This window comes from Pseudomonas sp. AMR01, assembly GCF_041946035.1.
GTDB classification, from domain to species: Bacteria; Pseudomonadota; Gammaproteobacteria; order Pseudomonadales; family Pseudomonadaceae; genus Aquipseudomonas; species Aquipseudomonas antarctica_B.
The window spans coordinates 55,282-75,810 of sequence record NZ_JAUTYR010000005.1 but is presented as its reverse complement, the minus strand read 5'-3'; the positions used below and the strand labels follow the sequence as shown (position 1 = coordinate 75,810).

At 61.3% G+C, this 20,529-nt stretch carries 22 protein-coding genes and 1 riboswitch; of the genes, 8 read left to right on the top strand and 14 right to left on the bottom strand.

The features are described from left to right. Positions 1-11 precede the first annotated feature (11 nt). Positions 12-416, bottom strand: coding sequence for a hotdog domain-containing protein (locus tag Q7C20_RS06910; RefSeq protein ID WP_348061527.1), 405 nt, complete (start codon positions 414-416; stop codon positions 12-14). A 198-nt stretch (positions 417-614) separates the two neighbouring features. Beyond that, a riboswitch (S-adenosyl-L-homocysteine riboswitch) is annotated at positions 615-721 on the top strand. Between the two features lie 21 nt (positions 722-742). Here Q7C20_RS06910 and ahcY point away from each other — a divergent pair. The 4 genes from ahcY to Q7C20_RS06890 all read left to right on the top strand — a co-directional run bounded on the left by ahcY (position 743) and on the right by Q7C20_RS06890 (position 6,212). Beyond that, positions 743-2,152 carry an adenosylhomocysteinase gene (gene ahcY, locus Q7C20_RS06905; RefSeq protein WP_375066513.1) on the top strand — a complete coding sequence of 470 codons (1,410 nt, stop codon included), beginning with the start codon at positions 743-745 and terminating at the stop codon, positions 2,150-2,152. Positions 2,153-2,330: 178 nt separating this feature from the next. Continuing rightward, positions 2,331-3,176 carry a methylenetetrahydrofolate reductase [NAD(P)H] gene (metF, locus tag Q7C20_RS06900; protein ID WP_375066512.1) on the top strand — a complete coding sequence of 282 codons (846 nt, stop codon included), beginning with the start codon at positions 2,331-2,333 and terminating at the stop codon, positions 3,174-3,176. Between the two features lie 120 nt (positions 3,177-3,296). Continuing rightward, positions 3,297-4,088, top strand: coding sequence for a substrate-binding periplasmic protein (locus Q7C20_RS06895; protein WP_375066511.1), 792 nt, complete (start codon positions 3,297-3,299; stop codon positions 4,086-4,088). 222 nt (positions 4,089-4,310) lie between these two features. Continuing rightward, positions 4,311-6,212 carry a DEAD/DEAH box helicase gene (locus Q7C20_RS06890; RefSeq protein WP_375066510.1) on the top strand — a complete coding sequence of 634 codons (1,902 nt, stop codon included), beginning with the start codon at positions 4,311-4,313 and terminating at the stop codon, positions 6,210-6,212. Positions 6,213-6,276: 64 nt separating this feature from the next. Here Q7C20_RS06890 and Q7C20_RS06885 read toward each other — a convergent pair whose 3' ends face one another. Then, positions 6,277-6,648, bottom strand: a complete 372-nt coding sequence (locus tag Q7C20_RS06885) for a nuclear transport factor 2 family protein (protein ID WP_348062556.1) — start codon at positions 6,646-6,648, stop codon at positions 6,277-6,279. 127 nt (positions 6,649-6,775) lie between these two features. On the opposite strand from Q7C20_RS06885, the gene Q7C20_RS06880 reads away from it, so the two are divergent. Further along, a complete protein-coding gene (locus Q7C20_RS06880; RefSeq protein ID WP_375066509.1) occupies positions 6,776-7,660 on the top strand; it encodes a LysR substrate-binding domain-containing protein in 885 nt (294 codons plus the stop codon). 68 nt (positions 7,661-7,728) lie between these two features. Here Q7C20_RS06880 and Q7C20_RS06875 read toward each other — a convergent pair whose 3' ends face one another. Continuing rightward, entirely contained in the window at positions 7,729-8,307 is a 579-nt protein-coding gene (locus tag Q7C20_RS06875) for a YceI family protein (protein WP_348062558.1), read from the bottom strand. A gap of 32 nt (positions 8,308-8,339) precedes the next feature. After that, a complete protein-coding gene (locus Q7C20_RS06870; protein ID WP_375066508.1) occupies positions 8,340-8,891 on the bottom strand; it encodes a cytochrome b in 552 nt (183 codons plus the stop codon). A gap of 274 nt (positions 8,892-9,165) precedes the next feature. Here Q7C20_RS06870 and Q7C20_RS06865 point away from each other — a divergent pair, with 274 nt between their 5' ends. Both Q7C20_RS06865 and Q7C20_RS06860 read left to right on the top strand, forming a co-directional pair. Next, on the top strand, positions 9,166-10,572 hold the full coding sequence (locus Q7C20_RS06865; protein WP_375066507.1) for an adenosylmethionine--8-amino-7-oxononanoate transaminase: 1,407 nt from the start codon (positions 9,166-9,168) through the stop codon (positions 10,570-10,572). A gap of 70 nt (positions 10,573-10,642) precedes the next feature. After that, on the top strand, positions 10,643-11,362 hold the full coding sequence (locus Q7C20_RS06860) for a 16S rRNA (uracil(1498)-N(3))-methyltransferase (RefSeq protein WP_375066506.1): 720 nt from the start codon (positions 10,643-10,645) through the stop codon (positions 11,360-11,362). 137 nt (positions 11,363-11,499) lie between these two features. Here the strand turns inward: Q7C20_RS06860 and Q7C20_RS06855 are convergent, their stop codons facing one another. Next, positions 11,500-12,117: a hemolysin III family protein gene (locus tag Q7C20_RS06855; RefSeq protein WP_348061634.1), complete on the bottom strand. Its 618-nt coding sequence runs from the start codon at positions 12,115-12,117 to the stop codon at positions 11,500-11,502. 144 nt (positions 12,118-12,261) lie between these two features. Between Q7C20_RS06855 and Q7C20_RS06850 the strand changes: the two genes are divergently transcribed. Further along, the gene (locus Q7C20_RS06850) at positions 12,262-13,182 is read left to right on the top strand and encodes a LysR substrate-binding domain-containing protein (protein ID WP_348061636.1); all 921 of its coding nucleotides are present in this window, start codon (positions 12,262-12,264) and stop codon (positions 13,180-13,182) included. A 130-nt stretch (positions 13,183-13,312) separates the two neighbouring features. Here the strand turns inward: Q7C20_RS06850 and madM are convergent, their stop codons facing one another. From madM to mdcA, 9 genes are all read right to left on the bottom strand, one after another. Beyond that, the gene (gene madM, locus Q7C20_RS06845) at positions 13,313-14,077 is read right to left on the bottom strand and encodes a malonate transporter subunit MadM (RefSeq protein ID WP_348061638.1); all 765 of its coding nucleotides are present in this window, start codon (positions 14,075-14,077) and stop codon (positions 13,313-13,315) included. Position 14,078: 1 nt separating this feature from the next. After that, positions 14,079-14,483 carry a malonate transporter subunit MadL gene (gene madL / locus Q7C20_RS06840; RefSeq protein ID WP_348061640.1) on the bottom strand — a complete coding sequence of 135 codons (405 nt, stop codon included), beginning with the start codon at positions 14,481-14,483 and terminating at the stop codon, positions 14,079-14,081. A 67-nt stretch (positions 14,484-14,550) separates the two neighbouring features. Then, positions 14,551-15,450 (bottom strand): malonate decarboxylase subunit epsilon, encoded by a 900-nt coding sequence (gene mdcH, locus Q7C20_RS06835; protein WP_375066505.1) that lies wholly within the window; start codon positions 15,448-15,450, stop codon positions 14,551-14,553. Next, complete coding sequence (locus tag Q7C20_RS06830) at positions 15,447-16,043, bottom strand: malonate decarboxylase holo-ACP synthase (protein ID WP_375066504.1); 597 nt, start codon at positions 16,041-16,043, stop codon at positions 15,447-15,449. The genes mdcH and Q7C20_RS06830 overlap by 4 nt, the downstream gene beginning before the upstream one ends. Beyond that, positions 16,037-16,807, bottom strand: a complete 771-nt coding sequence (gene mdcE, locus Q7C20_RS06825) for a biotin-independent malonate decarboxylase subunit gamma (RefSeq protein ID WP_375066503.1) — start codon at positions 16,805-16,807, stop codon at positions 16,037-16,039. The genes Q7C20_RS06830 and mdcE overlap by 7 nt, the downstream gene beginning before the upstream one ends. Then, positions 16,804-17,646, bottom strand: coding sequence for a biotin-independent malonate decarboxylase subunit beta (locus tag Q7C20_RS06820; protein WP_375066502.1), 843 nt, complete (start codon positions 17,644-17,646; stop codon positions 16,804-16,806). The genes mdcE and Q7C20_RS06820 overlap by 4 nt, the downstream gene beginning before the upstream one ends. Continuing rightward, positions 17,639-17,938, bottom strand: a complete 300-nt coding sequence (locus Q7C20_RS06815; RefSeq protein WP_348061649.1) for a malonate decarboxylase subunit delta — start codon at positions 17,936-17,938, stop codon at positions 17,639-17,641. Before Q7C20_RS06815 ends, Q7C20_RS06820 begins: the two co-directional genes overlap by 8 nt. Then, positions 17,938-18,771: a triphosphoribosyl-dephospho-CoA synthase gene (locus tag Q7C20_RS06810; protein ID WP_375066501.1), complete on the bottom strand. Its 834-nt coding sequence runs from the start codon at positions 18,769-18,771 to the stop codon at positions 17,938-17,940. Before Q7C20_RS06810 ends, Q7C20_RS06815 begins: the two co-directional genes overlap by 1 nt. Then, positions 18,772-20,442, bottom strand: coding sequence for a malonate decarboxylase subunit alpha (gene mdcA, locus Q7C20_RS06805; RefSeq protein WP_375066499.1), 1,671 nt, complete (start codon positions 20,440-20,442; stop codon positions 18,772-18,774). Between the last annotated feature and the right edge of the window lie 87 nt (positions 20,443-20,529).

Sequence of the window (20,529 nt, the reverse complement as noted above, 5' to 3'; positions counted from 1 at the left end):
CGGCCACAGGATTATTCGCTGATGCCGTCCCCGGTGAACTGGTCTTTCACGTATTTGATTTCAGTGCGGCCATGAGGCGCCGGCAGGCCGTCCTCGCCCAGGTTGACGAAGACCATTTTTTCCACGGTCAGGATGCTTTTGCGGGTGATCTTGTTGCGCACTTCACAGGTCAGAGTGATGGATGTGCGGCCGAACTCGGTGGCGGTGATGCCCAGTTCGATGATGTCGCCCTGGCGCGAGGCGCTGACGAAGTTGATTTCGGAGATGTACTTGGTCACCACGCGCTGGTTGCCCAACTGGACAATCGCGTAAATGGCCGCTTCTTCGTCGATCCAGCGCAGCAGGCTGCCACCGAACAGGGTGCCATTGGGGTTGAGGTCTTCGGGTTTTACCCATTTGCGGGTGTGGAAGTTCATGGTCACTCCAAAGCGTCTTGCGAAATGATGGACAACATCATGGCAGAGCCCGGCCCCAAGCTCTATGAGCCATTGCCTATCATGCCCATGAGCGATCTTCATCCGGCCGACAGAAAGGCTTGGGAAGTGCCGCGTACACGGCTATAATCCCCAACGTTTCAAAACGGTCATCTCCAGTTGATACCGTTCTCCCGCCACCTGTCCGAGGGGCGCTGCAGCAGGTTCTTCCTGTCAGGCTCGGATGGGGCGTTGTCCGGCCTGGTTTATACGGCCTGATACTAAACGCACAACGGCGCCCATTCGCACACTACGAATGGAGGCTCTTCATGAGCGCTGTCAACACGCCTGCAGATTTCACCGACTACAAAGTCGCCGACATGTCCCTTGCTGCATGGGGCCGTCGTGAAACCTTTATTGCTGAATCCGAAATGCCTGCCCTGATGGGTCTGCGCCGCAAATACGCCGCTGAGCAGCCACTCAAAGGCGCGAAAATCCTCGGCTGCATTCATATGACCATTCAGACTGCCGTGCTGATCGAAACCCTGGTTGCCCTGGGTGCCGAAGTACGTTGGTCGTCCTGCAACATTTTCTCCACGCAAGACCAGGCTGCTGCTGCCATTGCTGCTGCCGGTATCGCGGTGTACGCCTGGAAAGGCGAAACCGAAGAAGAGTACGAGTGGTGCCTGGAGCAGACCATCCTCAAGGATGGCGCGCCGTGGGATGCCAACATGATCCTCGACGACGGCGGCGACCTGACCGAGTTGCTGCACAAGAAATACCCGCAGATCCTCGACCGCGTCCACGGCGTGACCGAAGAAACCACCACTGGCGTACACCGCCTGCTGGACATGCTGGCCAAGGGCGAGCTGAAAATCCCGGCCATCAACGTCAACGACTCGGTGACCAAGAGCAAGAACGACAACAAGTACGGCTGCCGTCACAGCCTGAACGATGCGATCAAGCGCGGTACTGACCACCTGCTGTCGGGCAAGCAAGCCCTGGTGATCGGTTACGGTGACGTGGGCAAGGGTTCGGCCCAGTCCCTGCGTCAGGAAGGCATGATCGTTAAAGTCTCCGAAGTTGACCCGATCTGCGCCATGCAAGCCTGCATGGACGGCTTTGAACTGGTTTCGCCGTTCATCGACGGTATCAACGACGGCACCGAAGCCAGCATCGACAAAGCTCTGCTGGGCAAGATCGACCTGATCGTGACCACCACCGGTAACGTGAATGTGTGCGATGCGAACATGCTCAAAGCCCTGAAGAAGCGCGCTGTTGTCTGCAACATCGGCCACTTCGACAACGAAATCGACACCGCTTTCATGCGCAAAAACTGGGCATGGGAAGAAGTGAAGCCGCAGGTACACAAGGTTCACCGTACCGGCGCTGGCGATTTCGACCCACAGAACGACGACTACCTGATCCTGCTGGCTGAAGGCCGTCTGGTGAACCTGGGTAACGCCACTGGTCACCCAAGCCGCATCATGGATGGCTCGTTCGCCAACCAGGTACTGGCGCAGATCTTCCTGTTCGAACAGAAATACGCCGATCTGTCGCCTGCCCAAAAAGCCGAGCGCCTGACCGTGGAAGTACTGCCGAAGAAACTCGACGAAGAAGTGGCCCTGGAAATGGTCCGCGGCTTCGGCGGCGTGGTGACTCAACTGACCAAGACCCAGGCCGACTACATCGGCGTGACCGTTGAAGGTCCGTTCAAGCCGCACGCTTACCGCTACTGATATGCCTGCTGCCTGCTCTCTCTGCGAGAGCGGGCTTTTGTGGGAGCGGGCTTGCTCGCGAATGCGGTGGGCCAGTCACCGAATATATTGACTGACACACCGTATTCGCGAGCAAGCCCGCTCCCACATTAAATCGGTGCATGACTTGCGGTTTTATGAGTTTCCAAGGGTATTAACCATGTCCCAAGACCGTCGCTACAGCTTCGAGTTCTTCCCGACCAAGACCGATGCTGGGCATGAAAAACTGATGGCCACTGCCACGCAGTTGGCCCGTTACAACCCCGACTTCTTTTCCTGCACCTACGGCGCCGGCGGCTCGACCCGTGACCGCACGATCAACACCGTGCTGCAGCTGGAAAGCCAGGTCAAAGTGCCCGCCGCTCCGCACTTGTCGTGCGTGGGCGACAGCAAGGACGACCTGCGCGGCCTGCTGACTCAGTACAAGAGCGCCGGCATCAAGCGCATCGTTGCCCTGCGTGGCGACCTGCCGTCCGGCATGGGCATGGCCAGCGGTGAGCTGCGCTACGCCAATGACCTGGTGAGCTTCATCCGCGAAGAAAGCGGCGATCACTTCCACATCGAAGTGGCGGCTTACCCGGAGATGCATCCCCAGGCGCGCAATTTCGAAGACGATTTGCAAAATTTCGTGCGCAAGGCCAACGCCGGCGCCAACAGCGCAATCACCCAGTACTTCTTCAACGCCGACAGCTACTTCTACTTCGTCGAGCGTGTACGGGCGATGGGCGTGAACATCCCGATCGTGCCGGGCATCATGCCGATCACCAACTACAGCAAGCTGGCACGTTTCTCCGACGCGTGCGGCGCTGAGATCCCACGCTGGGTGCGCAAGCAACTGGAAGCTTACGGCGACGACGTCAAGAGCATCCAGGCGTTCGGCGAGCAGGTCATCAGCGAAATGTGCGAGCGCTTGTTGCAAGGTGGTGCGCCAGGGTTGCACTTCTACACCCTGAACCAGGCTGAACCGAGCCTCGCCATCTGGAACAACCTCAAGCTGCCACGCTGAGGTTTTCCCGCAGTGCCCAAGGCCCTCGTCATGACGAGGGCCTTTTTTGTTTCTGCGCCCTGCCCGCTGATGCGTGTGCCAGAGCTTCTCTTTGCGGCAAGGGCGTCGTAATCTCCGGGCATGCCCGTCATTCTCAAGTTGTTGACCGCCGTGCTTTTTACTCTCCTGAGCCTCAGCGCTTTCGGCGAGAAACTGCGCATTGTCACCGAACCCTGGGCGCCCTACGTGTACGAAGACCAAGGCACCATGCGCGGGCTGGACTTTGAAACCACCGTGGCGGTGTTCCAGCGCCTGGGTGTTGAGGTGGAGTGGCAATTTCTACCGTGGAAACGCTGCCTGGCCATGCTCGACCAGGGGCACGCGGATGGCGCACTGGATATTTTTCACAGCCCTGACCGCGACGCCTTGCTGCTGTACCCGAGCGAGCCACTGTCTGACGTCGAATTCGTGCTGTTCTACGCCAACAACCGCCCGCATCCGGTAGAGACACTCGACGACCTGCGCGGCCTGACCATCGGCACCTCGCCGGGCTATCTTTATGGCGATGCGTTCAGCGAATCCAGCCTGTTCAGCAGAGAACCTGCGCCCAGCCATGAGGCCAACTTCGGCAAATTGTCGTTGGGACGTATCGACCTGCTGATCACCGACCGCCGGGTAGGCCAGCATGTGATCAAGGCGCTGGGCCTGGAAGGCGAGGTCAGCCAGGCGCCGCTGGTGGTCAGCCGCCAGCAGCAGTTTCTGGCGGTGCGCCGTGGTGCGGGCATGGACCTGCTGGTGCAGCGCTTCGCCGCCGAGCTCAAACGCTTCAAGCAGGAACCGGCGTACGCCACCTTGAGTGCCAAATATGGGGGAATCCAAGCCATTACGGCGTCAGAACACACCGTTGAGCAGCAGGAAAGCGGCGCGCCGTGATTGCTCTGTTATACTCCGGCCTTTCCGCCAGGCTTACGCCCGGCCGCTGAGGTCTTGAAAAAGGCACCCAACCCAGCTACTGCGCAGCTTTCCAGCCCGCGCGAGCCAGTGGAGTGCCCGCCAGACGCAGCAGGACCGGACGGGATTGCGCTCCCCTAAGCGCCATTCACGCCCGGCAAGATTATCCCTTTGGGCCAAGCCCTAACTAAAACAGGATTACTCATGTCCTTTGCTTCCCTCGGTCTCTCCGAGGCTTTAGTCCGCGCCATCGAGGCAGCGGGCTATACCGAGCCTACTCCGGTGCAACAGCGGGCCATTCCCGCCGTGTTGCAAGGTCGCGACCTGATGGTTGCGGCTCAGACAGGTACTGGTAAAACCGGCGGCTTCGCCCTCCCGATTCTGGAGCGGTTGTTTCCCAATGGTCATCCGGACAAATCCCAGCGTCATGGCCCGCGCCAACCGCGCGTACTGGTCCTGACCCCAACCCGCGAACTCGCCGCCCAAGTGCACGACAGCTTCAAGCTGTATGCCCGCGACCTGAAGTTCGTCAGCGCCTGCATCTTCGGCGGCGTCGGTATGAACCCACAGGTTCAGGCCATGTCCCGTGGTGTTGACGTGCTGGTAGCGTGCCCGGGTCGTTTGCTCGACCTGTGCGGCCAGGGCAGCGTCGATTTGTCCCACGTGGAAATCCTCGTGCTGGACGAAGCCGACCGCATGCTCGACATGGGCTTTGTCCATGACGTGAAAAAGGTCCTCGCCCGCCTGCCGGCCAAACGTCAGAACCTGCTGTTCTCGGCAACGTTCTCCCAGGACATCACTGCCCTGGCCGGCAAGTTGCTGCACAACCCGGAACGCATCGAAGTCACGCCGCCGAACACCACGGTTGAGCGTATCGAACAACGCGTCTTCCGCCTGGCGGCCAGCCACAAGCGTGCGCTGCTGGCGCACCTGATCACCGCCGGTGCCTGGGAACAAGTGCTGGTGTTTACCCGCACCAAGCACGGCGCCAACCGCCTGGCAGAGTACCTGGACAAGCACGGCCTCACCGCCGTCGCCATCCACGGCAACAAGAGCCAGAACGCGCGCACCAAAGCATTGGCCGACTTCAAGGCCGGTGAAGTACGCATCCTGGTTGCCACCGATATCGCCGCCCGCGGCCTGGATATCGACCAATTGCCACACGTGGTCAACTTCGAGCTGCCAAACGTCGACGAAGACTATGTGCACCGTATCGGCCGTACCGGCCGCGCCGGTCGTTCGGGTGAAGCCATTTCCCTGGTTGCACCGGACGAAGAAAAACTGCTGAAAAGCATCGAACGCATGACCAAGCAGAAAATTGCCGACGGCAACCTGATGGGCTTCGATGCCAGCGCCGTGGAGGCCGAAAAGCCTGAAGTGCGCGAGCGTCCGGACGTGCGTAACCCGCGCAACCCACGCGGTCCGAAGGGCGATGGCCCGAACGGCGGCGGTGGTGGCGGTGGTCGTCGCGACAAGGGCAAAGACAAAGGCGGCAAGGAAAAGGCGCCTGCCAACGGCCGTGGCGAACGCCCGGCCCGTGAGCAGAAACCCCGTGAAGGCACCCCGGCCCGCGAACAGCGCCAGCCGAGCCAGCTGCCACGCGCCGCCGCCGACCGTGCGCCGGACGAGTTCCTTGACGACGATATCGATAACTTCGGTAACCGCGCAGACTACGTGCCTCAGGCCAAACCCGCCCAAGGCCGTGGCCGCCGTCCGGGTGCGCAGGCTCCGGGCGCAGGTGCTGGCACCGGTTCCGGCGCACCCCGTGGCGGCCAGCCACAGGGCGCTCGTCAGAACGGCCCGCGCAACAGCAGCGGCGGTACCACCGGTACTCCGCCGGCCAAACGCAGCGGCCCGCGCAACGGCGCACCGCGTGACGGCCAAGCGCGTCGCGAAGACGCGCGCAGCAGCAACAACCGTCGCCCGGCCCGTGACGACCAGCCTCGTTCGTCCGAGCCAGCGGTGCAGAACCCGCGCGGCGGCCCGGCACCGAAGATCATCCACAAGGAGTCGAAAGCTGACCGCTTCCCGACACCCGAGCAGTTGGACCAACTGCCAGGCCGTCCTCGTGGTGAAAAACCAGCGCTGCTGACCCGCAACCGCTAAGTCACCAGGCTGTAAAAAAACGCCCCGATTGTTCGGGGCGTTTTTGCATCTGACGGTTAACGTGTTATTCGGCAACTTCACCGGCTTTGTGAAACAGTTTGGCGAAGATCATCCAGCGGCCGTCAACTTTCATCAAATTCAAATAGTCGACCATTACGTTATTGAACAACCGCAAGCGCACTTTGACGATGGCCATTTCCGGCGACATCACGTCAATCATCAGCACTTCATCCAGCTGTGGAAAACCGCCTTGCTGCGGCGACTCACGGCCCTGCACCATGGTCCGGTACTCATCAAAAGGCCGAACAACCACCGCAGCATTCTGCGCGCTGTACAACATGCAGCCACGATGAAACACCTGATCAAACGTGTTTAATTCCTGGGTTTGCAACACAGTGAAGTAGTCTTTCAAAAAGGCTTGGATTTCAGTAATCACGGTTAATAACTCCCGATATTTCAACATGACGTTAGTTAAACCACTAACAAGACGCCGATTATCGGTAGCCCACTCACTTCACGTATAGCGGCTATTATTAGGCTTTTCCGTGAAAGGAATTCACCTATTGAAGCTCCCTCCCCTCGCTGCACTGCGTGCGTTTGAAGCGTTGGCTCGGCTGGGCAAGGTGAACCTGGCGGCGCTCGAGCTGCACGTGACGCATAGCGCCGTCAGCCATCAGATTCGCTCACTCGAAGACTATTTGGGCATCGCACTGGTTTCGCGTGAAAAACGGTTCCTCGTGTTGACGGATGAAGGCCGCGTTTATGCCTACCAGATCAGGCAGGCGCTGGGCGAAATTGCCGGCGTTACCGAAAAACTGCTGGCGAAAACCAGGCATCCGCAACTGACGCTCTCGGTGCTGCCGTCCTACGCCATGTATTGGTTGCTGCCGCGCCTGCACGGGTTCATGACCGCCCACCCCGGGCTGCGCCTGAAGCTGGAGTCGAGCATGGAGTTCGTCAGCTTCGAGCAGGGCCTGATTGACTGCGCCATCCGCTTTGGCCATGGCCAATGGCCGGACGTGCAGTGCGAGCCCCTGATGGCTGACGCCTTGCTCGTAGTTGCAGCCCCGCACTTCAATGCCGGCGCGCTGCCAGACACAGCGCAAGCCATCCTCGAACAACCGCTGCTGCACGCCAGTGAAAGCTGGCCAGTCTGGCTCAGCGCCGCCGGCGTGGAGGGGCAGCGCCCGCCTGCCTCGCTGGAATTCACTGACTCAACGTTGATGCTCGAAGCCGTCAGACTCGGATACGGCGTCGCGCTCACCCGACGATCCATTGCCCATTCACTGATTCAGCGCGGGGAGCTGGTCAAACTGACAACGGTCGAACCTGCGCACTCTTCACGCTACTACCTGGTCTGGCCTGCCGGCAGTCAGCGTTCAGCGCAATTGATCACGCTGCACGCCTGGCTCAAAGACCAGATCGTGGAATATCAGGCCAGCCTGTAAAGCAATGGCAGTACGCCAGACAGCAAAACGCCGACCCTGAGGTCGGCGCTTCGATTAAACGGCGACTATTACTTCGCTTTGACACCTTCCAGCGAGATGTCCAGGTCCACGGTCTGGGAAGACGGGCCTGGGCCTTTGATGCCGAAGTCGTTCAGTTGCAGCGTGGTGGTAGCGTTGAAGCCAGCACGTTCGCCGCCCCACGGGTCCTTGCCTTCGCCGTTGAATGTGGCCTTGAAGGTCACAGGCTTGGTCACGCCGTGGAACGTCAGGTCGCCGGTCACGTCAGCAGTTTTGGCGCCGGTGGACTTGACCGAGGTAGATACAAACTTGGCGTCAGCAAACTTGGCAACGTCCAGGAAATCCTTGCTGGCGATGTGCTTGTCACGTTCTGCGTGGTTGGACCACAGGCTGGCGGTTTTCACGTCGACGGCAATTTTGCTGTCTTCAGGTTTGGCCGAGTCCCAGCTGAAAGTACCGTCCCAATCCTTGAAAGTACCGTGGATGTAGCTGTAGCCCAGGTGGCTGATTTTCCAGTCGATGAAGGCGTGTTGGCCTTCTTTGTCGATCTTGTAGTCAGCCGCCATCGCCGAGCCGGCGGACAACAGGGCAGAACCGATGGCCAGGGCCGCGAGAGTCTTTTTCAACATGCTTTCTATTCCTTGTGAGTCGAGGTTGAACATCAGGCTTTGCGCCCCAGCATTCGCGTGAGGGTCGCATCACGATCGATAAAGTGGTGTTTCAACGCAGCCACGCCGTGCAAGCCGGCGAACACTACCAACACCCAGGCGAGGTACAGGTGCACCAAGCCAGCGTTGTCTGCCTGATCCGGTAGCCCGGAAATCACCGCAGGAATTTCGAACAGGCCAAACACCGAAATACCGACACCGTCTGCGGTGGAAATCAGGTAACCGGCAATCATCACGGCAAACAGCGCCAGATACAGGAACGCGTGGCCACAGGCCGCGCCGATACGGGTTAAACGGCTGTAACTGGCCAACGGCGGTGGTGGCGGGCTGACGAGGCGCCAGACAATGCGCACCAGCATCAGGGCGAACAGCGTGATGCCAATGCTCCTGTGCAGATCGGGCGCGTCTTTGCGCCAGACGTCGTAGTAATCGAGGCCGACCATCCACAAGCCCAGCGCGAACAAACCAAACACCACCAGGGCTACGCCCCAGTGCAACACCATGCTGACCCAACCATACCGGGCCTTTGAATTACGTAGCTGCATGTCCCAAATCCCGTGAGTGCTGTGCCCAAGACTAGCGATTTATCTATCGAATTAAAGCCTAAAAATTCGCTTTGAAATATCGAGAAATATGATCTTGAGATTATGCACAATACGTTAACAACCGATTAAGGACTATTCCCAGTAAACGTGACAGATCGTCCTGCGTTTACTGCCAATTCACGCTTAATGGGTTGTGACACAGTCGCCCATTGCATAGGCTTGCGCGATTGTTACGCCTGCGCTGGCTGCAGGACCGCTTCGAGGAGATAAAACGATGGGCTTGAACAACCAGTGGATGCAACGCGACCTTGCGGTGCTGTGGCATCCCTGTACCCAGATGAAAGATCACCAGCAACTGCCGCTGATCCCGATCAAGCGCGGTGAAGGCGTGTGGCTGGAAGACTTCGAAGGCAAGCGCTACCTCGACGCCGTCAGTTCCTGGTGGGTCAATGTGTTCGGCCACGCCAACCCGCGCATTAATCAGCGCATCAAGGATCAGGTCGACCAACTGGAACACGTGATCCTCGCCGGCTTCAGCCATCAGCCGGTGATCGAGCTGTCCGAGCGCCTGGTCAAGATGACGCCCGAGGGTCTGACGCGGTGTTTCTACGCCGATAACGGCTCATCGTGCATCGAAGTCGCGCTGAAAATGAGCTTTCACTATTGGCTCAACCGTGGCCTGCCGAACAAAAAGCGTTTCGTCACCCTGACCAACAGCTACCACGGCGAAACCATCGCCGCGATGTCGGTGGGCGACGTGCCGCTGTTTACCGAAACGTATAAAGCGCTGCTGCTCGACACCCTTAAAGTGCCGAGCCCGGATTGCTACCAGCGCCCCGAGGGCATGAGCTGGGAAGAACACTCGCGCACCCTGTTCCTGGCCATGGAACAGACCCTTGCGGAAAACCACGACACCGTCGCCGCCGTGATCGTCGAGCCGCTGATCCAGGGCGCCGGCGGCATGCGCATGTACCACCCGGTGTACCTCAAACTGCTGCGCGAAGCCTGCGACCGCTACGGCGTGCACCTGATCCACGACGAAATCGCTGTGGGTTTCGGCCGTACCGGCACCATGTTCGCCTGCGAGCAAGCCGGCATCCGCCCGGACTTCCTGTGCCTGTCCAAAGCGCTGACCGGCGGCTACCTGCCGTTGGCCGCCGTGGTCACCACAGATGATGTGTACGACGCCTTCTACGACGACTACTCGACCCTGCGCGCCTTCCTGCATTCCCACAGCTACACCGGCAACCCGCTGGCATGCGCGGCGGCCCTGGCGACTTTGGATATTTTCGAAGAAGACAACGTCATCGAAAACAACAAGGCCCTGGCCCAGCGCATGGCCACCGCCACCGCGCACTTGGTTGACCACCCGCACGTGTCGGAAGTCCGCCAGACCGGCATGGTGCTGGCCATCGAGATGGTGCAGGACAAAGCCACCAAAACCGCCTATCCATGGCAGGAACGCCGTGGCCTGAAAGTATTCGAGCACGCCCTGGAACGCGGCGCGCTGTTGCGCCCGCTGGGCAGCGTGGTGTATTTCCTGCCGCCGTACGTGATCACGCCCGAGCAGATCGACTTCCTGGCCGAAGTGGCCAGTGAAGGCATCGATATGGCCACCAACAGCAACGTCAGTGTGTCAGTGCCCCAAGACTTCCACCCAGGCTTCCGCGACCCGGGCTAACAAAAAATCAAAGGCAAACGGGCCACAATTGATACACACCATGGTTTGCTAAATTTTCCAGAGAACAGAAATGAGACTGTCCCGCTTTTTCACCGACACCCCGCTGAGCATCGGCGATCACGAGCTGCCTGAAGCCCAGGCGCATTACATCAGCCGTGTGTTGCGCATGACCGAAGGCGACGCCGTGCAGCTCTTCGACGGCTCCGGCCAGGAATTTCGCGGCACGCTGCTGGAAGTCGGTAAAAAGCGCGTCACCGTGCAGCTCACCGAAAGCTTCGCCGGCCAGACCGAATCGCCGCTGCACATCCACCTCGGCCAGGGCCTGTCCCGGGGCGAGCGTATGGATTGGGCGATTCAGAAAGCGACCGAACTGGGCGTCAATGCGATCACGCCGATTTTCACCGAGCGCTGCGAAGTCCGCCTCAAGGACGAACGCGCCGACAAACGCCTGCTGCACTGGCGCCAGGTGGCGATCAGCGCCTGCGAGCAATGCGGGCGCTCCACGGTGCCGGTGATTCACCCACCGCTGTTACTGGCGGACTGGCTGAAGCAGACCGAGGCGGATTTGAAACTGGTGCTGCACCCGGTGGCAGAACCGATGATCAGCCACGCCAAGCCGTCGAGCCTGGCCTTCCTGATCGGGCCAGAAGGCGGGCTGACTGACGCCGAAGTCGACACCGCCAGCGGCGCCGGCTACCACGCCGCCCGCCTCGGCCCACGCGTGCTGCGCACTGAAACAGCGCCAGTTGTAGCGCTGGCAGTCGCCCAACAACTCTGGGGCGATTTCTAAACCCGACCTTTGCAAACCCAATCAAAAATGTGGGAGCGGGCTTGCTCGCGAATGCGGTGTATCAGCTTGCATATGCATCGACTGAACCACCGCATTCGCGAGCAAGCCCGCTCCCACATTTGGATGTGTGTTGGCTGCTAGAGCACGTAACGCATGATCGCCACAAAATGCAGCAAACTGCCGCCGATCACGAATAAATGCCATATCCCATGGGAATGCCGCAGGCGATCCTCCAGGGCAAAAAAGATAATCCCGACGGTGTACAACACCCCGCCCGACGCCAGCCACACAAACCCCGCCATGCCCAGCGCGGCAATCAGCGGCTTGACCGCCACCAGCACAATCCAGCCCATCACCGCGTAAATCACGATCGACAGAATCCGAGCCTCGGAGCGCGGCTTGATCTCTTGCAGGATGCCGATCACCGCCAGCCCCCACACAATCCCGAACAGCGTCCAGCCCCAGGGCCCGCGTAATGTCACCAGGCAAAACGGCGTGTAACTGCCGGCGATCAACAGGTAGATCGAAAAGTGATCGACCTTCTGCATGATCTCTTTACGTCGCCCCTGAACGCTGTGATACACCGTCGAGGCGCTGTACAACACCAGCAGCGTAAAGCCATAAATCGCCACGCTGACGATCTTCCAGGGGCTGCCATCCAGGCTCGCCACCACCAACATCCACACTGCGCCAATAAACGCCGCGACTGCACCGAGCAAATGGCTCCAGGCGTTGAATCGTTCACCGTGGTACATCTGTCACTGACCTCCTCTAACCGTTAACGATGGGCTGGCTAGCGTCCAACCTTGTGCATAAGAGTGCAAGCGGCTTATGACGATCCGGGGACGCCGCACGGTTTTGCGGGCACAATCGAGCGCATTCGAACCCGAGCCACGGCCATGCTGATCGACGAAGAATTCACCCTCAAAAAACTGGAAATCTTCCTGGCGTTCATGCGCACCGGCAACCTGGCCCGCGCCGCCGCCGAGCTGAACACCAGCAACGTCAGCGTGCACCGCGCCATCCACTCCCTGGAAAATGCCCTGCGCTGCCCGCTGTTCAAACACGAAGGCCGCAACCTCACGCCGCTGGAAAGCGCCTACGTGTTGGAAGAGCGCGCGCAGAAACTGGTGGCCGACGTGGTCGACAGCGTGCGCCTGACCCGCGAAGCCGCGGGCTTCTCCGCCGAGCGTTTCAAGCTCGGCTCGCTGTACTCGCTGACGGTCAAGACCGTGCCGCAACTGATCATGGGCTTGAAAATCCGCCGCAGCGAGCTCAACATCGACCTGATCCTGGGCTCCAACTTCGACCTGCTCTACAAGCTCAAGAACATGGAAGTGGACGCCATCCTCATCGCCCTCGACGAACGCGCCAACGACCCCGATTGCGAGCAGATCGCGCTGTTTACCGACGACATTTTTCTCGCCACCCCGGCCGACTCGCCCTTCGACCGCGAACAACAGATCGACCTCGCTGACGTGCGCGACGCCACCTTTATCACCCTCACCCAAGGTTTCGCCACGCACCAGGATGGCAATCAGGTGTTCAAGCAGGCGGGGTTCGAGCCGAAGGTGGCGATGCAGGTGAATGACATCTTCACCTTGCTGAGCATGGTCAGCTCGGGGGTGGGTTATGCGCTGCTGCCGGGGCGGATTGCGGCGGTGTATGAGAACCGCGTGAAGCTGATACCGCTGCAACCCCGGTATCGGTTGCAGCAACACATTGGCGTGGTGTTTTTGAAGGCCAAGGAGCGTGACCCGAATTTGCTGGCGCTGTTGGCGGAGTGCCGGATGTATGCCAATCGCCAAGTGACAGACTGACAGACCGCTTTCGCGAGCAAGCCCGCTCCCACATTTGGACTGCATTCCAAATGTGGGCATGCGAACCCGATCCAATGTGGGAGCGGGCTTGCTCGCGAAGGCGCCGGACCAGACAACGCAAATCCCGAAGTTAACCGACCAGTCCGCGAACAATGAAGTACAACACCGAAGGCCCCAGCAAGCACCCAAGCCCGGTGTGAAACGTCGCCGTCAGCGCGCCATACGGCACCAAGCGCCGATCCGTCGCGGCCAAGCCTGCGGTCACGCCGCTGACAGTCCCCGCCAACCCACCAAACACCATCGCCGAACGCGGGTTATCCAACCCCATCCAGCGCGCCGCCACCGGCGTGCCGACCATCACCAGAATCGCCTTGATCAAGCCGGTGGCAATCGACAACGCCATCACATCCGACGTCGCGCCAATCGCCGCACCGGTCACCGGCCCGACGATATACGTCACGGCGCCGGCGCCAATGGTGGTCATGCTGATCGCATCGCGATAACCAAACGCCCACGCCATGCTCGCGCCCACAATAAACGGCAGAACCGTGCCCAGCAGCAGCGCAATCACACCAATCAACCCGGCCTTGCGCGCTTCGGTGGCTTGCACTTCAAACGCCGTGGCGACAATCGCAAAGTCACGCAGCATCGCGCCGCCCATCAACCCAATCCCCGAGAACAGCGCCATATCCGCCAGGCCTTTCTGCCCGCCGGTCAGCGTGCCGCCCACCCACGCCAGCACCAGCCCGATGACGATGGCAATCGCCGAGCCGTGAATGCGCCCGAACGTCAGGCGCTTGGACAGCACCACGGAAATCCACATCACCACGCCGACCACGGCAAAGGCCGTGACCAGGCCGTTATTCTCCAAGCCTTTCTGGATAAGAGGCCACATATCAGCGACCTCCCGCAGCGACGATCAGCGGCTCTTCGGCGGGCAACGGTTCGCCCTTGTGAGTACGACTGATCAAGGCAATGGTGCAGCCGCACACCACCACCGAACCGATGGCCGCCAGCACCGCGACCGGGCCGCCGTGCAGTGCCGTGACCACGTTTTGCTGCGCGGCCATCGCGACCACCACGGGGATGTACATGGCGCCCCAGAAGCCCACGCCCATTTCGCAATCCTTGGTCATGCCGCCGCGTTTTTGCATCCACAAGCGCGCGCAGATCAGCAGGATCATCGCGATGCCCACCCCGCCCACGTTGGATTTAACACCCAGCAACACGCCGAGCATGTCGCCTAGAATCACGCCCGCCAGCATGCAGATCGCCAGCAATGCCACACCGTAAATAATCATGGTTGTCGTCCTCAAAGTGCTCGTTCGAAATTGTTGTTTTTGTGCTTCGAAAGCTTTGGGTGGTGCTTTATCGGTGGCGGCGCTCCTCCTCTTGCAGCAGGGCCTGCAAGGTGTCCAGGCGCGCGCCTTCGCAGGCGATCACGGTGCCTTGTTCAAACACCCGGCGCGACAGGCCGGTAAGCACCGCGCCCGGCGGCAGTTCGATTTGCAGGCGCACGCCGCGCTCGTAGGCGCTTTGCACAGTGCCGCGCCAGTCGACGACGCGGCACATGTTGAAGGCCAGGTCGTCGCGCAATTGCTCGGGGTTGTAGATCGGCCGCGCGCGGGTGCTGCTGAGGTAGGTGATACGCGGCGTCTTGAGTGTGACAAAGGCTTGCGCCAACGCCTGGGCCGGTTGCTCCAGCAACGCGCAGTGGGACGGCACGCTCACCGCCAGGCGCTTGGCGACGCCATTGCCTTTGATGCGGTTGGCGACGCGCTTCATGGCTTCGTTGCTGCCGGCAATCACCGTTTGGTTGTCGGCGTTGATATTGGCCAGGTAAACCGGGGTTTCGGGGCTGTGGACTTCGGCCAAAACGGTTTCGACGGTGGATAAGTCCGGGCCGATTAGCGCGGTCATTCCATAGCCTTGTGGGTAAGCGCTTTGCATCAGGTCGCCACGCAGGCTGACCAGTTTCACGGCGTCGGCAAAGTCCAGGGCTCCTGCAATCACCGCCGCCGGGTAGGCACCGATGGACAGGCCCGCGACGTAATCCGGTCTGTGTTGCAGCAAGCGGGCGTTGGCCACGCCGGCGATCAACAGGCACAGCTGAACCGCCCGCGTCGACTCAAGGGCTTTCGCAGAATCGAGCGCGCGAACGTCTTCCCCCAAGGCCTCACTGGCTTGATCCAGCACATCGGCGGGCAAAGGCTGGAGCATGCCCGGCCGTTGAGCGCCCTGCCCTGGAAACACCAGAAGGCTGCTCATTCCACGGCCTGCCAGGGGTCCAGCACCAAGTGCGCGCCGCTGGCGGTTTTCAGCAATACACGGCGCGATCCACCGGCCCACTCGCGCAAGGCGATGGCGCCAAACGGGGTTTGCAGTTGCAGGTCCACGGCGCATGGCGCGGTGTTGAGGATTGCCAGCAGATTTTCTGCATCACCTCGCGTCAGCCGCTGCGGCGTGCGCAGAATCAAATCCAGATCACTCTGCTCATGCAGCGCTTCAATACCTGTGGCCAGTTCAAAACCTGCACTGCCCGTCACGCCCCAGTTTTCGCCCGCCAGCACTGGCCGCAGTGCTGCGAGTGCGCGCACTGCGGGCAAATCCCGTGGCGAAATAACGCCGCACAAGGCTTCCGGCTCCACGCGGCGTTGCACGGCAGCCACCGGCATCACGGCGGCAAACCGTTGTTCACGCAGACGCCCGCGCACGCCAACCGCCACGCAGCCCGGCACGGCGACGGCGCGACGCACCACCACTGGCTGGCCGGCGCTGATCGCCTCCAGCGCCCAGGCTGGGGCGTCAGCAGGCAGATGCGCCGGGGTCATGCCCCAGAGCAAATCGTGCGCGTTCACCACTGCTCCCGCAGCAGTTGGCGCACATGGCTTGAAGCCGCGCGATTGGTGGCGCCGAGACGGCTGCTCAAATCGCAGCCATCGACGTCCTTGATCGCATTCAGCAGGCAATCGCTGACCCGCGCCACATCGTCCGGCGTGGGCTGTTCAATCTGGCTGACCGACAGCGTCTCCCAGAGCAAACCGAGGCTGGCGTAACTCTCGATGTCATAGGCCATCGGCGGCACGCTGGCGGCCAGGGCTTCCAGTTCTTCGACGCTGCGCAAAGTCACCCGCGCGGCCGAGGCCTTGCCCATGGCGTGCACCATCACGCCGGGGTCGCGCAGGGCGATCAGGCGGTTGGCCTGGTAACCGTGGGCGAGAAACGCGCCGGACATGGCCTTGCCCACCAGCAGCGCGATCACCGGGTGCCCGGCGAGACGAGCGCGGGCGTAGCTGTCGGCGGCGCTGGCCAGTGCCTGATGGATGCCGAGGGCTTCTTCGCGACGCCCATAAGCCTGGCTCGGCACATCGACGATGGCGATGATCGGGCGCTTGTCGCCAAGGGCGATGGCTTCATCCACCGCTTTGGCGAGGCCCCAGCCTTCGAGCAAACCGACCTCGCCATTGCGTGCGCGGGGGAAGCGGTTGTGTGGGTCGGAGACCACGGCGATGAAGCGCACGGCTTGCTGGCCCAGCACGCCGTCGGCGACTTTCAGCGAGTCCGGCAAACCCTCAACGGGGGTTGCGCCAGCGCTCAATGCGTTGAACCACTGCAACCCTCTCACGAGCGTTCTCCTTGATACAGCGCGCGCACCGTCGCCGGGTCGATCTGCGGCGTGGCGTCGAGTTCAGCCAGGCGCGCGAGGTAGAACTCGGCCTGACGGCTGCGTTGTTGAGTCGGCAAACCTTGTTGCAGCAATTCGGTGACAGTCTGTTGGATGTGCGCAACATCGTCCGCCACATAACTGTCGGCCAAGCCGCTGTTGAACCGTTGCTCGCCGCCGGTAAGGCTCCAGATGAAAGGCCGGTCGCGGGAGTCGTATTCTTCCAGGCCCGCTTCCTGCTCGATCACTTGCGGACCATTGAGGCCCAAACGCGCTTCGCGGGTAACCACGAGGTAGCTGCACAGGCCCGCCGCGATGGACATGCCGCCAAAGCAACCGACGCTGCCCGCCACCACGCCGATCACCGGCTGGTATTGGCGCAGGTCGACAATCGCCGCATGAATATCGGCAATCGCGGCCAGGCCCAGGTTGGCTTCCTGCAAGCGCACGCCACCGGTTTCCAGCAGCAATACGGCGCGAGTCGGCACACCTTTGCGGTTGTCTTCGGCCGCCAGCTCAAGGGCGCCAGCGATTTTCGCGCCGCCGACTTCACCGAGGCTGCCGCCCTGAAAATTGCCTTCGATGGCAGCGATTACCACTGGCAAGCCGTCGATGCTGCCCTTGGCGATCACCACGCCGTCATCCGCCTGCGGCACCACGCCCTGGCGGCTGAGCCACGGCGACATGACGCGTTGAAACGGGTCGATCAGTTCACGAAAAGAACCAGCATCCAGCAAGGCCTTGGCCCGTTGCCGCGCACCGAGTTCGACGAAGCTGTGTTTGTTGAGCAAGTCAGTCATGGCCGATTTCCTCGAAACCCTGCTCCAGGCGCAAACGCACCACGCCGGGGGTGGCGCCGAAATCGTGGATATCGATCTTCAAGGCGGGTGGCGTCTGTTCCAGGAAGATGCGCTCGAACAGATTTTGCCAGCGTTGCTCGGCGCCATTGACCGAGGTCTGCACCTGAATGGTCAGCGTGCCGGGCGTGCCCGGTTCCAGCAGCACTTCCAGGTCGCCGGAGCCGACGCAACCCACCAACGCGCGGCCTTTGGGCGGCTGCCCGGCGGGGAATTCAAAGGATAAGGTTTCCATCAAAACGCTCCGTCGAGGCGGTCGATAAACAGGCAGGCGGCCAACAGGTCGGCGGCGCCGCCGGGGGAGGCATTCAGCGCCAGTAAGTGTTGGTCGAGTTCGTGCAACTGGCGCCGCCCGGCGAGGGTTGCGCTGCCGCCCGCGTCGAGTACGGCTTGGGCGCCGCGCTGCATGGCGTTGATGCCGTCGGGGCCTGCGCGGTAGAGCACGCAGGTGTCGGCCAGGTCGGTCATGATGGCGAGCAAGGCATCCAGACGCGCGTTCTGTTCGCCGGCGTTTTGCAGGCGGCTTTTATGCAGTTGCGGCAGGCCGCGTTGCACCACCGAGGGGAAACCAAGTTGGGCTTCTTCACGGGCGCCGCGCGCGCCGTAACGTTGGGCAACCTGCGCGCCGTGGCTCATGGGTTGAGGCGCGTAGCGGTCGTTGAGCAGGGCCAGTTTTGCGGCCGTCAGCGTGACAGCGCGAGGCTCCAGCGCTGCGGCTGCAGTGAGCAAACCGAGGGCCCAGATCGCACCGCGATGGGTGTTCACGCCATTGGTTGTGATGAGCATCGCCTGTTCACCTTCGCGGCCAATCCGCCCGAGGGCTTCGCGCAGGGGCAAGCCGATCTCGCCACATTCAATAGCCGCTTCGGCCATTTCCTTGAACATCGGCCATAACGACAACGCCGACGCGTGCATCAAACCCAGGTGTAAATCGCTGTGGGCGCCGCTGCCGCGACGGTCCACCAGAGCAGGTTTGGGCGACAAGTCGGCCTCATCGATTAATGCATCGACGGCCATGTCTGCCAGGCGATCAGCGAGGCTGAGTTCATGCAGTTTGAGGGCGCGCATTTACCAGCTCCTGAACTTGGCGGGCGGGTTGTACAGGCCACCGGACCAGTCCACCAGGTCGGCCACACTTTTGGCGGCCAGCAATTCGCGGGTGGCGTCGGTGCGGCGGATGCCGAGGTCTTCGGGCAAGGCGATCAAGCCTTCACGGCGCATGCGCGCGGTGTCTTTGGGGTTGTGGCGCAGGCCGATGGCGGTTACCCCGGCGACGGCGGCGATCATCGCCTGGCGCTCTTCCAGCGAACGCGCCTTGTACAGGTAGGCGATGCCTTCTTCGGTGAGCAAGTGGGTAACGTCGTCGCCGTAGATCATGATCGGCGCCAGCGGCATGCCGCTTTTGCGCGCAACTTCCACCGCGTCGAGGGTCTCGACGAAGGTCGGTTTGCCGCCTTCCTGGAAGGTTTCGACCATTTGCACCACGAGCTTTTTACCGCGTTCAAGCAAGGCTTGCGGGGCATCGTCGTGGCGCATATCCAGCCACGCCGGGGTGCCATGGCGACGGCCGCGCGGGTCGTGGCCCATGTTCGGCGCGCCGCCAAAACCGGCGAGGCGGCCACGGGTGACGGTGGAAGAATGCCCGTCGCCGTCGACTTGCAGGGTGGCGCCGATAAACAGGTCCACCGCGTATTGGCCAGCGAGTTGGCAGAACATCCGGTTGGAACGCATCGAGCCATCGCGGCCGGTGAAGAACACATCAGGCCGCGCGGCGATGTAGTTTTCCATGCCCAGCTCGGTGCCGAAGCAATGCACGCTTTCGACCCAACCGCTTTCAATCGCGGGGATCAGGGTTGGGTGTGGGTTGAGGGTCCAGTTGCGGCAAATCTTGCCCTTAAGGCCCAGGGATTCGCCGTAGGTCGGCAGGATCAACTCGATGGCGGCGGTGTTAAAACCGATGCCGTGGTTGAGCGACTGCACATTGTGTTTTTCGTAGATGCCACGGATCGCCATCATCGCCATCAGCACATGCACCGGCTTGATGTGGCGCGGGTCGCGAGTGAACAGCGGCTCGATGTAGAACGGCTTGTCGGCCACCACCACAAAATCCACCCAGCTCGCCGGGATGTCGACGCGAGGCAAGTCCGTCACGTCGTCCACCAACTGGTTGACCTGCACGATGACAATGCCATCGCTGAACGCCGCGGGCTCGATCAGCGCTGGCGTGTCTTCGGTGCTGGCGCCGGTGTAGATATTGCCCGAGCGGTCAGCCATGAAACCGGCGGACAGCACGACGTTGGGAATCAGGTCCACCACCAGCCGCGCGTAGAGTTCGATGTAGGTGTGAATCGCGCCGATTTCCAGTTGGCCGTCTTCCAGCAACTGGCTGATGCGCAGGGATTGGGTGCCCGCAAAGGAAAAGTCCAGCTTGCGAGCGATGCCCTTTTCAAACAGGTCCAGGTGCTCGGAACGGCCGACACTGGGCATGATCATGTGCAAATCGTGGAGCTTGGCCGGGTCGGCCTTGGCCAGGGAGCGCGAGAGAAAATCGGCCTGTTTCTGGTTGTTGCCTTCCAGTACCACACGGTCGCCGGGCAGGATCAGCGCCTCAAGCGCCTCGACGATTTTGTCGCTGGGCAACACCGCCCCGTCTGCGAAATGCTTGACCAGCCCGAGCCGCCGCTGCTTCTCGTCGCGCCGCCGCGTCCAGCGCGAGTCAGGGGTGATGGTTGTTGTCATGGTCGCTCCACGGGGTTTGCTGTCGTGGGGCTACCTTAGGAGTGAATTTAGTGACCATCAATCAAGCGCGGCGGTGGATCGTTACGG